This is a genomic window from Rhodoferax sp. GW821-FHT09E07 (assembly GCF_059416145.1).
Map to the genome: position 1 here is coordinate 327216 of NZ_JBWKOP010000005.1, position 13512 is coordinate 340727.

Genomic DNA, 13512 nt, shown 5'->3' on the forward strand with positions numbered 1-13512 from the left:
ACCCATGTCATCGAACACAGCCGCTCCCGGCGACAACGAACTAGCGGTCAATGATCTTGGGCCTTTGGCCTGGGTGCTTGATGAGCTGCGCAAGTCACTAGACGGGGCGACCAAGGCGATGCGCCGGTTCGTGCGTGATGCCGAATTGGCCCGCGGTTCGGATTTGACGGAGCTGGATGCCAGCCATCTGCGCATAGCCCGACAGCAGTTGCACCAAGCGGTGGGTGCGCTGGAGATGGTCGGGTTGGTAGCACCAGCCAAGTTTTTACGATCGATGGAATCGTTGGCTCAAAAGTTTGTGCAGCGTCCTGAGTTGTGCAGCGATGACGCCGCCAACCGCATGGAGCGCGCAAGCTTTGCGCTCACGGAGTACCTCGAAGGCGTACTCAAGGGAAAAACAGCGTCGTCCGTGGCCTTGTTTCCGCAGTACCGGGCCTTGCAAGAGTTGGCCGGGGCTGACCGTATCCATCCCGCCGATTTGTGGCCGCCCGAATGGCGCTGGGTGGCGATTGCCGCACCTGCTGGTGTGCCTCCACTGGCCTACGGCCCCGATGTGCGTCGCGACATGGACCAAGCGGTACTTCGGTTGGTCAAGAACGGTGATGTGAAGGCTGCACAGCGACTGCGCGACATCAGCCATGGCTTTGCGGCCGCGGCGACAGAACTGGAATCCAAGACTTTTTGGATGGTGTGCGCGGGGTATTTTGAGGCCATGGCCCAAGGCTTGTTCGCCGGCGACGTGTACACCAAGCGCGCTGCCTCGCGCATCTTGCAGCAGTATGTTGCCTTGGCCAAGGGTGGTGCGTCGGTGTCCGAACGTTTGGCCCAGGATTTGGTGTTTTTCTGCTCACGGGCGACTCCTAAAGACGCTGTGTCTTCGCCAAGTTTGCTGGCGGTTCGCAAGGCCTATGGACTGACGCGAACCAAGCCGGTGGACTACGACACAGAGCAGTTTGGTCGCTTTGACCCGGCGCTTTTGGTCTTGGCGCGCAAGCGCATTGCGTCTGCTGCGGAGACCTGGTCTGCATTGGCTGGAGGCGACACCAACCGCTTGAAAACTGCAGGCGAACAGTTTGCCGCCGTCGCCGATGCTGTGGTGAAGCTGCATGCGGAAAGTGGTGATCTGGCCCGGGCTCTGTCCCGTGCCATCGAGTCCACGGTTCGCTCGGGGGCTGCCCCGGCGCCCGCTGTTGCCATGGAAGTGGCTACCTCGGTCTTGTACCTTGAAGCGGCCTATGAGGATCTGGACCCCACGGACAGCCAGATGGCGGACCGCAGCGCCCGTTTGGCGCAACGCCTGGAGCATGTCAGCGCAGGCGGCGATCCCGAGCCGCTCGAGTCATGGATGGAAGAGCTGTACCGCCGGGTCAGCGATCGCCAAACCATGGGAAGCGTGGTGGACGAGTTGCGAACCAATCTGGCCGAGGTGGAAAAATCACTGGACCAGTTCTTCCGCGACCCGCGCGACAAATCGCCTCTGCGCGAAGTGCCCAGCCAGCTGGCGCAAATGCGTGGTGTGTTCTCGGTGCTGGGGCTCGATCAGCCGTCTATTGCAGCCATCCGCATGCGGGCCAGCGTAGAGCAGTTCCTGGTGGATGACATCGATGAAGCGACTGCACGCACCGGAATTTTCGAGAAGATTGGTAACAGCCTCGGGGCCATGGGCTTTCTGATCGACATGCTGAGCTACCAACGGGCCTTGGCCAAGACCTTGTTCGTGTATGACGAGGAACTGGGCGAGTTCAAGCCGCTGATGGGGCGTGAGCGCGCGGCCGTGCAAGAGGCGGAACCTGTGTCGCAGGCCGAGATCGACTCGGATGTTGCAGCGCTGGAAATGCTGACCGCAGCGCCAGCGGAGCCAGTAGCCGTGCCGCAGGAACCTGTGGCAGTGTCTGCGCCAGCTGTCGTGGCAACCGCTGTAGCCCCTGCACCTGCAGAAGACACGGACGACGATGCAGAGTTGCGCGATATCTTCCTGGAAGAAGCGCGTGAGGTGGTGCAGAACGGCTTGGCGGCCGTGGAGGCGTTGCGCGCAGATCCTACCAACCTTGCCGACCAAACCAGCCTGCGGCGCGCGTTCCACACCCTCAAGGGTAGTTCTCGTATGGTGGGGCTCAATGAGTTTGGCGAGGCGGCTTGGTCGTTTGAGCAACTGCTGAACACCTCCTTGGCCGAACAACGCCCCGCCAGCGACGCTCTCGTGTCCGCGTCGAGTGACGCCATGCAAGCGTTTGGACGTTGGGTCGAAGACATCGCCAGAGGCGCCGACGTACCTTGGAGTGCGCAAGAGTTCCGCAAAACCGCGGAAGCGCTGCGCCTGCACAATGAATTGGTGCCTTTGCAAACGCCGGGCGCTGAGGTGGTCATTGCACCGACGCTGATCGAAGATGTTGTCGAAGCTGCCAGCGCGCCATTGCCACCTGTGGCAGAGCCTGAGGCGGCATGGCCAGACTTCGCCTCTACGCAATTGGCGGATGGCCTGTCACTGGACTCCAAGCCTGAGCCCCAACAGGCTGACTTTGCTTCCACCCAGTTGTTTTCGGGGCTGGATATGCCGGAGTCTCCTGCTGCGTCGCAGCCAGATTTTGCGTCTACCCAGGTCTTCAGCTTTGATGCCACGCAGGCCATGGAAGTGCCCGCCCCGAAGGCGGATGCGATGGACGCCCATGGCGGCACCGAGGTCAGTGAAGTGGATTTGGGCGATTTCGACTTTGGCAGTTTTGATGCGCCGGCTGCACCCGCTCAGCCCGCCGCGGAAGTCGCAGAGGCTCACCCGGAAGACGACGTCGAGCCAGACGCGGGCCCGGACACTGTGATTTCTGACTTGGTCGAGTTGCCTGCAGAGCCCGTGGAAGAGGCGCCAGTTGTTGAGCCACCGCTCATGGAGCCCGATGATGGCATGAAGATCATCGGCCCCCTACGACTGAGCATTCCTCTGTACAACGTGTATTTGAACGAGGCCGACGAATGGTCGCGCCGTTTGCAGACCGAACTGAGCGAATGGGCTTTGGAGTTGCCCAAGACGGTGCCGGACTCGGTGATTGCTCTGTCGCATTCCCTGCTGGGCAGTTCCGCAACGGTCGGCTTTTCCGCCCTGTCCGATATGGCCCGGGCTCTGGAGCAGGCGCTGCAGCATGTGCAGTTGCACCGTCAGGGCTCTGCAGAGCAGGCCGCTGTGTTCAATGACGCAGCGGAAGACATTCGGCGCCTGTTGCATCAGTTTGCGGCGGGTTTCCTCAAGGATGCGGACGCTTCCGTGTTGGCGGCGCTGCACGCCATTACTGAAACCGAATTCCCTGCGCCAGCACTGGAGAGTGCCGTGAATACTGGGCTGGAAGATTCTGTAATCGACGCCCCTGATTCGGTGCTCGAAGAAGATGCGCCTGCAGCAGTGGTGTCGGAGCCGGTCTACGTGCCCTCGTTGGGTGCTGCACCGCTGACCATCGTGGATGCCGAAGACGAGGACATCGACGCGGAAGACCGTCTGGACGACGATCTGCTCCCCATTTTTGAAGAAGAAGCTACCGAGCTGATGCCCCAATTGGGTACGGCACTGCGCCAGTGGGTTGCGCGGCCAGACAATATGGGTGCACGCAACGAAATTTTGCGCTTGCTGCACACCCTTAAGGGCAGTGCCCGTTTGGCAGGTGCCATGCGCTTGGGCGAAATGGCCCACCGCATGGAGTCATCCATTGAACAGGTCGGCACAGAGGCGTTGCAAGCCGTGCAGCTGGAGCCCTTGCTGACACGTTTTGACTCACTGCAGGCAGTATTTGCCGCACTGGGCAAGCCAGAGGCTGAGGAGGTGGCGGCGACGGCAATGGTCGCCGCGACCGTTGATTCGGAGACAGAAGGCGATGCAGAGGCCGCGGCCCCCGTGCCTTTGCAGATCAAGCCCATTGCACATGCTCCGCTGACGGCTTTGCCCAAGGCCAGCAGCAACCAGTCGGTGCGGGTGCGCTCGCACTTGTTGGATCGGTTGGTGAACCAGGCCGGCGAAGTCATGATCACGCGCTCACGCATGGATGCGCGTCTTAACCAACTGCGCTCTTCGCTGGGCGAGCTTGGCGGCAACCTGGACCGCTTGCGCCAGCAGCTGCGCGACGTGGAGTTGCAGGCCGAGTCGCAAATGCAGTCGCGCCTGGCGCAAACCAAGGACTCTGCGCAATCGTTTGATCCGCTCGAGTTTGACCGCTTTACCCGTGTGCAGGAATTGACCCGCATGATGGCCGAGTCGGTGAACGACGTGGCGACGGTGCAACGTAATCTGCAGCGCTCGGTGGAAGGCACGGAAGATGACTTGATTGCCCAAGGCCGTCAGGCCCGCGAGCTGCAGCGTGACCTGTTGCGTACGCGCATGGTGGAGTTTGAGGGTATCTCGGACCGCTTGTACGGGGTGGTCCGCCAAGCGTCAAAGGATGCTGGCAAACAGGTCAAGCTGGATATCACGGGTGGCTCCATTGAAATGGACCGTGGCGTGCTGGACCGCATGGCGCCCGCGTTTGAGCACTTGCTGCGTAACGCGGTGGCCCACGGCATTGAGTCGGCCGAAGCGCGGGCTGCTGCCGGTAAGCCGGCGGTGGGCACCATCAACATTCTGGTGCACCAGGAAAGCAATGACGTCTCGGTGTCCTTCAGTGATGACGGTGGCGGCTTGCATCTGGACCGTATTCGCGCCAAAGCCATCGCCAATGGCGTAGTGGCTGCCGATGCTGAACTGAGCGACAGTGACGCGGCAAACCTGATTTTCATGCCGGGCTTCTCCACGGCGGACCAAGTCACCGAGTTGGCGGGCCGGGGGATTGGCATGGACGTGGTGCGTTCCGAGGTCAATGCCTTGGGCGGCCGCATCGAAACCCAGACCGAACCCGATAAGGGCACCACCTTCAAGCTGGTCCTGCCGCTGACCACTGCGGTGACGCAGGTGGTGATTTTGCGTATGGGCGAGTTCTCGGTGGGTGTGCCCGCCAACATCATGGAAACGGTGCTGCGGGTGCCCGCGGACAAGCTGGATCAGGCCTACGCTGACCAGACCTTTGACATGGCGGGGCAGGCTTTGCCGTTCTTCTGGGCGGGAGCGCTGCTGCAGGTGTCCGCGCGTAGCCGCGAGCCCAAGAGCAAGACCATGCCCGTGGCAGTGTTCCGCAGCGCGGGCCAGCGCTTGGCCGTGCACGTGGACGAAGTGCTGGGTAACCGCGAAGTGGTGGTGAAGAATTTGGGTCCCCAGCTGGCGCGTTTGCCTGGTTTGGCGGGCATGTCTGTGCTGGCGTCTGGTGCCGTGGTGCTGATCTACAACCCTGTGGCGTTGGCTGCAGTGTACGGGGAGCAGGCGCGCGCCTTGGGTACAGCAGTATCGGAAGAGCCTGCAACGGATGAAGTCACCTCTGCGTCGGATGGCGGTGGGTCGTCGGCCATGGACGCAGCAGACCAGTTACCACTGGTGTTGGTGGTGGACGATTCCATCACGGTACGCCGTGTGACCCAGCGTCTGCTCAAGCGTGAAGGCTACCGCGTGGCCCTGGCCAATGATGGTTTGCAGGCTCTCGAGCGGCTTCAGGAAGAGATTCCTGCCGTGGTGTTGTCCGATATTGAAATGCCGCGCATGGATGGTTTTGACTTGGCGCGCAACATCCGTGGCGACGACAAGCTCAAGCACCTGCCCATCATCATGATCACCTCGCGTATTGCGGAGAAACACCGCGAACACGCACGCGAACTGGGTGTGGACCACTACCTGGGCAAGCCCTACAACGAAGACGAGTTGTTGGGCCTGGTGCGCAGCTACTGCAGCGCGGCACTAACTGTCTGAGTCCGGCTTCTTGACGATGCCATAGCGCTGCAGCGTGCGAGCACGCGCCTTGGCATGGTCGACGATGGGAAGCGGATAGTCGGTCCCAAGCGTGATGCCTGCGCCGCCAAGTTCCAGAGGTTTGGCTAGCCAGGGAGCATGGATGCTCTTGGGGCCCAATCCAGCCAAGACTGGCAAGTAGCGGCGGATGAATTTGCCCTCGGCATCGAACTTCTCACTCTGCGTGATGGGGTTGAAGATGCGGAAGTAGGGTTGGGCATCGCAGCCGCTGGAACTCACCCACTGCCAGCCGCCGTTATTGGCTGACAGGTCAAAGTCATTGAGCTGCTCGGCAAAGTAGCGTTCGCCCCAACGCCAGTCCAAACCCAGGTGCTTCACCAGAAAACTGCCGGTCACCATGCGCAGGCGGTTGTGCATGTAGCCAGTCTGGTTCAACTGCGCCATGGCCGCATCCACCAGCGGGTAGCCTGTTCGGCCCTGGCACCACGCGCTGTAAAGCTGCTGGGCGTGTTCGCCCTGTTCCCAGGCAATCTGGTCGTACTCGGGCTTGAAGGCCTGTGTTGCCACTTGCGGGAAATTGGCCAGGATTTGAAAGTAAAAGTCGCGCCATACCAGTTCGCCCAGCCACGTGGCCGCGCCGGGGCTGCCTTGCACAGCATGCGCCTGGGCCAGAATCACCAGTTGGCGTATCGAGACAGTTCCAAAGCGCAGGTGGACGCTCAGGTAGCTGGGGCCCTTGACCGCGGGGAAGTCGCGGGTCTGGTCATAGCGGCCCATGCGATCCACAAAATTCTCCAGCAGCTGCCGGGCCCCCGATTCCCCCGTGGGAATGCTGAGTTGCTTCAGGTTGGTGGGCGCAAATCCCAGCACATCCAGCGTGGGAACGGCCTTGGCGTGGCCGGCGGGCTTGTCTGACAGCTTGTGCAGCAGCGCGGTGCAGTCGTGTTCGACCAGCGGGGCCTGTCCGAGGCGGGCGAGCCAGGCGCGTTTGTAGGGGGTGAATACGCCATAGGGCTTGGCCATTTGCGTGAGCACTTCGCGCTCTTCAAAAATCACATGGTCCTTGACCAGTACCAGGCTTGTTCCGAGCGCACGCAGATGTTCGCGCACCTCGGCATCCCTGGCGATGGCCTGGGGTTCGTAGTCCCGGGCGGCATAGACGGCTTGTGCTCCTGTTTCCTGGGCCAGCGCAGGAATGCAAGAGGCGGGCCTGCCCTGCAGTACCACCAGTTTGCCCGCCAGACGTCCGTCCAACTCCACCAAGGAGTCGCGGATGAACTCCACCCGGCGGTCGGCACGCGGCAGTGGTGACAGGATGTCGGCGTCAAAAACGAAGGCGCAGACGACCCGGTCACATTGCTGCAAGGCCGTGTGCAAGGCGGTGTTGTCGTGCACGCGCAGATCGCGGCGAAACCAGACCAGTCCGGTTGTGAATTGTGTTGGCATGGCACCCGTTAAAATCAAGCTATGTCCGGCGATTCTGCACCCATCAATCTGACCAACCACTTTTTGATTGCAATGCCCGGACTGGAGGACGCCATGTTCGCCAAAAGTGTGGTCTACGTCTGTGAGCACACCACCCGTGGTGCGCTGGGGCTGGTGATCAACAAGCCCTCCGACATCAACCTGGACGCATTGTTCGACAAGATCGACCTGCCGCTGACCCGTGCGGACCTCAACGGCAACCCCGTATTCCAGGGTGGGCCAGTGCAGACCGAGCGCGGCTTCGTGCTGCACGAAGCCATCTGGGCCGACAACACCGAGCCCGAGCAGGCGCTGTACGCCTCCACCATGACCATTCCCGGCGGTCTGGAAATGACCACCTCCAAGGACGTGCTGGAAGCCATTTCGAGCGGGTCCGGCCCGCGCAAGGTGCTGGTGTCGCTGGGCTATTCCGCCTGGGGCGAGGGCCAACTGGAAACCGAGCTGGGCGAGAACAGCTGGCTGACTGTGGATGCCGACCAGGCCATTATTTTTGACACACCGATTGAGCAGCGTTATGACAAGGCGCTGGCCCTGTTGGGGCTGCAGGCCTGGATGATTTCAACCCAAGCGGGGCACGCATGAGCGCTGCGGCTGCGGTTGTGCCGGCCCACCTGACCACGTTCATTGCTTTTGATTTTGGCCTCAAGCGCACCGGCGTGGCCGTGGGCAACCGGCTGCTGAAAAGCGCGCAGCCCCAGGGTTCCATCCACGCCGAGGGCAACGCGCGGTTTGACGGCGTGGCGGCCAAACTCAAAGAATGGCAGCCTGACGCCATCGTGATCGGCGTGCCCTACCACCCCGATGGCGCGGCGCACGAAAACACTACGCGGGCGAAGAAATTTGGGCGCCAGTTGAATGGGCGTTTCGGTCTGCCGGTGTTTGAGGTGGACGAGCGCTACAGCACCACCGAAGCCATCAGCAGTGGGGCGAAGGATGCCGATGCGGCCTCGGCCTGCATCATCCTGGAACAGTTTTTGAGGAGTTTGACGTGAGTACTTTGGCTCTGGATGCGGAGGCGCTTTACCGCGAGCTGCTGCGCGGTGTGCAGCAGTTGTGCAACGCTGATACCCGCCTGGTGGGCATTACCTCGGGCGGGGCCTGGCTGGCCGAGCGCCTGCAGGCCGACCTGAAGCTGCCCGGCAAGGCCGGCACCATTTCATCGGCCATGCACCGCGACGACTTTGCCCAGCGTGGCCTGTCGTCGGGCGGGCAAACGCAGCTGCCGTTCGATGTGAACGGGGCGCAGATTTTGCTGTTGGACGATGTGCTCTACACCGGCCGCACGCTCCGCGCGGTGATCAACGAGCTGTTTGACTTTGGCCGCCCTGCCTCTGTGCAGCTGGCCGTGCTGGTGGACCGTGGCGGCCGCCAGCTCCCTATCCAGCCCGACTTCGCCGCAGCACGCGTGAGCGTGGCGCCCACCCAGTCGCTGGCGCTGGCGCGTAGCGAAACGGGTGTGTTTTCTTTTGACGTGCAGGAGGCCTGACGCATGCTGTACAAACGCAACCCCCAACTCAACAAGCACGGCGAGTTGGTGCACCTGCTGTCCGTCGAAGGCCTGCCCAAAAGCATCCTGACCCATATTCTGGACACAGCCTCCAACTTCGTCTCCGTCAACGACCGCGAAGTGAAGAAGGTGCCGCTGCTGCGCGGCAAGAGCGTGTTCAACCTGTTCTTCGAGAACAGCACGCGCACCCGCACCACCTTCGAGATTGCGGCCACACGCCTCAGTGCCGACGTCATCAACCTCGACATTGCACGCTCCAGCGCCTCCAAGGGCGAATCGCTGCTGGACACCATTGCGAACCTCAGCGCCATGGCCGCCGACATGTTCGTGGTGCGCCACAGCGAGTCCGGCGCGCCCTATTTGATCGCCCAGCACGTGGCGCCCCACGTGCATGTGATCAACGCCGGTGACGGCCGCCACGCCCACCCCACGCAGGGCCTGCTGGACATGTACACCATCCGGCACTACAAGAAGGATTTTTCCAACCTCACCGTCGCCATCGTGGGCGACGTGCTGCACTCGCGCGTGGCACGCTCCGACATTCACGCGCTGACCACGTTGGGCGCGGCGGAGGTGCGCGTAGTGGGGCCCAAAACCCTGGTGCCCGGCGACCTGGCGCAAATGGGCGTGCGTGTCTGCCACACGCTGGAAGAGGGCATCAAGGATTGCGACGTCGTCATCATGCTGCGCCTGCAGAACGAACGTATGAGCGGTGCCCTGCTGCCGTCCACCCAAGAGTATTTCAAGAGCTTCGGCTTGACGCCTGAGAAGCTGCAACTGGCCAAGCCTGACGCCATCGTCATGCACCCCGGCCCCATCAACCGCGGCGTGGAGATTGACTCTGCGGTGGTGGACGGGCCGCAGAGCGTCATCCTGCCGCAGGTGACCTTTGGTATCGCCGTGCGCATGGCGGTGATGAGCATTGTGGCGGGCAATGACGCCGACCCGCGCTGAGAGAGGAAAACAAGATGAACCTGTTGATTCAAGGCGGCCGTGTCGTGGACCCCGCCAGCGGCACAGACCGCGTGGCCGATGTGGCCATTGTCGATGACCGCATCCTCGCTATTGGCGAAGTACCCGCCAGCTTTGTGCCCGAGAAGACGGTGGCTGCCCAGGGCCTGGTGGTCGCGCCCGGCCTGTTGGACCTGTGCGCTCGCCTGCGCGAGGGTGGTCAACCCCGACCCGGCCAGCTCAGCAGCGAACGTGCGGCTGCCGCAGCGGGTGGTGTGACCACGCTGGTCTGCCCGCCCGACACTGCGCCTGTGCTGGACGAAGCTGGCTTGGTGGAAATGCTGCACTACCGCACCCAGATCCAGGGTGGTCCGCGTGTGCTGCCGCTGGGCGCGCTCACGCGTGCGCTGGCAGGTGAGGTGCTCTCGCCCCTGCAGCAATTGGCCGATGCTGGCTGCGTGGGCTTTGGCCAAGCCGAGGTGCCGCTGGTGAACACGCAGGTGTTGCAGCGTGCCCTGCAGTACGCCAGCAGCTTTGGCTACAGCGTTTGGCTGCGCCCGCAGGAATACCACCTGGGCAAGGGCGTGGCCGCCAGTGGCCCGCTGGCCACGCGCATGGGCCTCGCTGGCGTGCCGGTGGCCGCCGAAACGATTGCCCTGCACACCATCTTCGAGCTGGTGCGCTCTACGCAGGCGCGCGTGCACCTGTGCCGCATCAGCAGTGCCGCGGGTGTAGCGCTGGTCCGCCAGGCCAAGGCCGATGGCCTGCCCATCACGTGCGACGTGAGTATCAATTCGCTACACCTGACCGATGTGGACATGGGCTACTTTGACAGCCGCATGCGCGTGAACCCGCCGCTGCGCCAGCAGCGCGACCGCGACGCTCTGCGCGCAGGTCTGGCCGACGGTACCATCGATGCGCTGGTGTCGGACCACACACCCGTCGATGACGATGCCAAGGCCTTGCCCTTTGCCGAAAGCGAACCCGGCGCCACCGGGCTGGAGCTGTTGCTGAGCCTGTCGCTCAAATGGGCGACGGACCACCAGTTGGGTCTGTCCCATGCGCTGGCGGTGCTGACCAGCCAGGCCGCCAAGGTGCTGGGCGGCCCGCAGGGGGACCAGGTAGGCCAGCTTTCCGTGGGTGGCGTGGCCGATGTTTGCGTGTTCGATCCCCATGCCCACTGGGTGGTGGAGCCCGCTGCGTTGCGCAGCCAGGGCCGCCACACCCCGTTCAGCGGCTACGAGCTGCCCGGCCGCGTGCGCGCCACGCTGGTGGCCGGGCGCCTAGCGTTTGCGGCCTGACATGCGGCGCATTCAGGCCTGTTGGCGGCTGTGGCGGGTGCTGCTCCATGTGCTGGCGGGTGCGTGGCGTATCCGCAGGGTGTTCCCGGGCCTCTCGCAGCCCGAGCGTGATGCCCAGGTTCAGGCCTGGGCCCGCGAAATGCTTGCGCGGCTAGCTATCAAATTGATAGTGAATGGCACGCCGCCCGCTGGCGGTCCGGTGCTGCTGGTGGCCAACCATATCTCGTGGCTGGACATCGTGGTCATGCACGCTGCGCGCCACTGCCGCTTTATCTCCAAGGCGTCGGTGCAGCACTGGCCCATCGTGGGCACGCTGGCCAATGGCGCGGGCACGCTCTACATCGAACGCGAATCGCGCCGCGACGCCATGCGCGTGGTGCACCACATGGCCGAGCGCCTGACGGCCGGTGATGTACTTGCTGTGTTCCCGGAAGGCACCACGGGTGATGGCAGCACGGTGCAGCCCTTCCACGCCAACATGCTGCAAGCCGCCATTTCGGCCCATGCGCCGGTGCAGCCGGTGGCCCTGCATTTTTCGGATGCCGCCAGCGGCCAGGTCAGCTTTGCACCGTGCTACATCGGCGACGACACGCTGTTGGATTCGCTGTGGCGCACGCTGAAGACGCAGAATCTACAGGCCGTGGTGAGTTTTGGTACCGCGCAAACGGCCGATGGACGCGACCGCCGGGCCTGGGCCACGGATTTGCGCCAGGCTATTGTGGACTTGCGAGGTGATTTAAGCCTCTAGCCCGCGTATTTATTGGTATTTGTGCTTCTTTTTTTATAGCAATTGCCAGCGATAAGGGTGTTGATCAGGCGGGCACCCCACTGTCCATCAGCGTCGACAAGGCCGACTGCCTGGCCCGCAGAAAGCTGCGCAACAGCGCCGGGTACGTCGCGTGTGCAGCCTGGTGCACCGAGGGGCGTGCAGCCAGTTGTTCGCGCCAGGCCCCCACCTTGGGCAAGCCATCGAAGAAGCCGAAGTTCTGGATGGCGTCAAACACATCAAAGTAGCGGAATACGGGGCCGAACACGGCATCCACCAGGCTGAACCGGTTGCCCGCAAAGTACGGCCCCGCACCCAGCACCTCTTCCAGTTGTTGCAGGCGCAGCCGGATTTGCTTCACCTGGGTCGTCAGGCCCACCGTATCCCTGGCGCTGTAGAACGCGGCGATGGTGTTGAGCAACGCAGAGCCAAACTCCATCCACGCCCTGTGCCGCGCGCGTTCCAAAGCTTCTTCGGGGTGCAGGCGTGGGGCCGTCGTCTCGTCCAGAAACTCGCATATCACGGCGGATTCGAAAATCGGGTCATCGTTGACCAGCAGCGCCGGCGTTTTGCCCAGGGGCGAGATGCGCAGGAACCAGTCGGGCTTGTTGGCCAGGTCGATGTCGCGGCGCTCGAACGCCAAGTTCTTCTCGGCCAGCACGATGGCAGCGCGCTGCACATAGGGGCACAAGGTGTGCGAAATCAAAATGAAGTGCGGTTGCATGGGGTCTCCAGTTGCGGTTGCGATGCCACGACTGTAGTTTTGTCAGAATGCAATGAAAATAGGAAAAGGTGCATTCAATGGTTGCAAATATGCAATACAAACTCAGCGCCACGGATCTGGAGACGGTGCTGGCAATGGTGCGGTCTTCCAACCTGGCGGCAGCTGGAGAACGCTTGGGGGTGGATGCCTCCACAGTGTTCCGGTCCATCCGCCGTATCGAGCGGGGCGTGGGGCAGCGCCTGTTTGAACGCTCCCGCGCGGGCTACGCACCGTCCGAGTTGGCGCAGTCGCTGGCCGAGCATGCAGAGCAGGTGGAGGCCCAGTTGGAGCGCGCGCGCTCCGCGGCGCAGACCAGTCCAGAGCTGGTGTCGGGCATGGTGCGCATCACCACCACGGACACGCTGCTGCACGGCCTGATTGCGCCCGCGCTCAGGACGCTGGACACGCTCCATCCCCTGCTGACGTATGAGCTGCACGCGGGCAATGAACTCACCAGCCTGACGCGGCGCGACGCTGACATTGCAGTGCGGGCCACCAAGCTGCCGCCCCAGCACCTGGTGGGCAAGCACGTGGGGCCGATTCGGGTGGCGCTGTATGGCGCCAAGAAGGGCCCTGCGCGCAACTATGCTGATGTGGAGGCGGGTAAAGCGTCATGGATCGGGCCCGACGATGGCTTGCCTGAACACCCCTCCGTGGTCTGGCGCAAACGGCACTTCCCCAAGGTGATGCCGCGCTACCGCGTGGGCAGCATCCTGACCGTGATGGAGTTGGTGGCCGCGGGCCTGGGGGTCGGCGTGTTGCCGCTGTTTCTGGCGCAGACGCGGTCCGATCTGGTGCAGCTGACGGAGCCGCTGGACGAATGCCAGACGGAACTCTGGCTGCTCACGCATCCTGAATCGCGACACTTGCGGCGGGTGTCTGCGGTGTTTCGGCATTTGGCCGAAACGGTGTCGCTTTGAGGGGGCAGGG

Annotated in this window: 10 protein-coding genes; 8 read left to right on the plus strand and 2 right to left on the minus strand. The window is 62.9% G+C overall.

Annotated elements, in window-relative coordinates:
• Positions 1-4: 4 nt before the first annotated feature.
• A complete protein-coding gene (locus AC07OE_RS12055) occupies positions 5-5809 on the plus strand; it encodes a hybrid sensor histidine kinase/response regulator (protein WP_495070799.1) in 5805 nt (1934 codons plus the stop codon).
• On the opposite strand, the gene AC07OE_RS12060 is transcribed toward AC07OE_RS12055, so the two are convergent.
• Complete coding sequence (locus tag AC07OE_RS12060; protein WP_495070800.1) at positions 5798-7255, minus strand: cryptochrome/photolyase family protein; 1458 nt, start codon at positions 7253-7255, stop codon at positions 5798-5800. The two genes, AC07OE_RS12055 and AC07OE_RS12060, sit on opposite strands and share 12 nt — an antisense overlap.
• A 21-nt stretch (positions 7256-7276) precedes the next feature.
• On the opposite strand from AC07OE_RS12060, the gene AC07OE_RS12065 reads away from it, so the two are divergent.
• From AC07OE_RS12065 to AC07OE_RS12090, 6 genes are read left to right on the plus strand one after another with little or no spacing between them, the layout of a single operon-like run.
• Positions 7277-7876, plus strand: a complete 600-nt coding sequence (locus AC07OE_RS12065; RefSeq protein ID WP_495070801.1) for a YqgE/AlgH family protein — start codon at positions 7277-7279, stop codon at positions 7874-7876.
• On the plus strand, positions 7873-8286 hold the full coding sequence (ruvX, locus tag AC07OE_RS12070; RefSeq protein WP_495070802.1) for a Holliday junction resolvase RuvX: 414 nt from the start codon (positions 7873-7875) through the stop codon (positions 8284-8286). Before AC07OE_RS12065 ends, ruvX begins: the two co-directional genes overlap by 4 nt.
• Positions 8283-8780 (plus strand): bifunctional pyr operon transcriptional regulator/uracil phosphoribosyltransferase PyrR, encoded by a 498-nt coding sequence (gene pyrR, locus AC07OE_RS12075; protein ID WP_495070803.1) that lies wholly within the window; start codon positions 8283-8285, stop codon positions 8778-8780. The genes ruvX and pyrR overlap by 4 nt, the downstream gene beginning before the upstream one ends.
• A 3-nt stretch (positions 8781-8783) precedes the next feature.
• A complete protein-coding gene (locus tag AC07OE_RS12080) occupies positions 8784-9755 on the plus strand; it encodes an aspartate carbamoyltransferase catalytic subunit (protein WP_495070804.1) in 972 nt (323 codons plus the stop codon).
• Between the two features lie 14 nt (positions 9756-9769).
• Positions 9770-11053, plus strand: coding sequence for a dihydroorotase (locus tag AC07OE_RS12085; RefSeq protein WP_495070805.1), 1284 nt, complete (start codon positions 9770-9772; stop codon positions 11051-11053).
• A gap of 1 nt (position 11054) precedes the next feature.
• Positions 11055-11801 (plus strand): lysophospholipid acyltransferase family protein, encoded by a 747-nt coding sequence (locus AC07OE_RS12090; RefSeq protein ID WP_495070806.1) that lies wholly within the window; start codon positions 11055-11057, stop codon positions 11799-11801.
• 64 nt (positions 11802-11865) lie between these two features.
• Here AC07OE_RS12090 and AC07OE_RS12095 read toward each other — a convergent pair whose 3' ends face one another.
• A complete protein-coding gene (locus tag AC07OE_RS12095) occupies positions 11866-12543 on the minus strand; it encodes a glutathione S-transferase family protein (RefSeq protein WP_495070807.1) in 678 nt (225 codons plus the stop codon).
• Positions 12544-12620: 77 nt separating this feature from the next.
• Here AC07OE_RS12095 and AC07OE_RS12100 point away from each other — a divergent pair, with 77 nt between their 5' ends.
• Positions 12621-13502 carry a LysR family transcriptional regulator gene (locus tag AC07OE_RS12100; RefSeq protein WP_495070808.1) on the plus strand — a complete coding sequence of 294 codons (882 nt, stop codon included), beginning with the start codon at positions 12621-12623 and terminating at the stop codon, positions 13500-13502.
• Positions 13503-13512 lie beyond the last annotated feature (10 nt).

Bases quoted from the DNA above. Each gene is read 5' to 3' on its own strand.
- AC07OE_RS12090 (WP_495070806.1), top strand. From the start codon at position 11,055: ATGCGGCGCATTCAGGCCTGTTGGCGGCTGTGGCGGGTGCTGCTCCAT.
- AC07OE_RS12080 (WP_495070804.1), top strand. From the start codon at position 8,784: ATGCTGTACAAACGCAACCCCCAACTCAACAAGCACGGCGAGTTGGTG.
- ruvX (WP_495070802.1), top strand. From the start codon at position 7,873: ATGAGCGCTGCGGCTGCGGTTGTGCCGGCCCACCTGACCACGTTCATT.
- AC07OE_RS12060 (WP_495070800.1), bottom strand. From the start codon at position 7,255: ATGCCAACACAATTCACAACCGGACTGGTCTGGTTTCGCCGCGATCTG.
- AC07OE_RS12055 (WP_495070799.1), top strand. From the start codon at position 5: ATGTCATCGAACACAGCCGCTCCCGGCGACAACGAACTAGCGGTCAAT.
- AC07OE_RS12085 (WP_495070805.1), top strand. From the start codon at position 9,770: ATGAACCTGTTGATTCAAGGCGGCCGTGTCGTGGACCCCGCCAGCGGC.
- AC07OE_RS12065 (WP_495070801.1), top strand. From the start codon at position 7,277: ATGTCCGGCGATTCTGCACCCATCAATCTGACCAACCACTTTTTGATT.
- AC07OE_RS12095 (WP_495070807.1), bottom strand. From the start codon at position 12,543: ATGCAACCGCACTTCATTTTGATTTCGCACACCTTGTGCCCCTATGTG.
- AC07OE_RS12100 (WP_495070808.1), top strand. From the start codon at position 12,621: ATGGTTGCAAATATGCAATACAAACTCAGCGCCACGGATCTGGAGACG.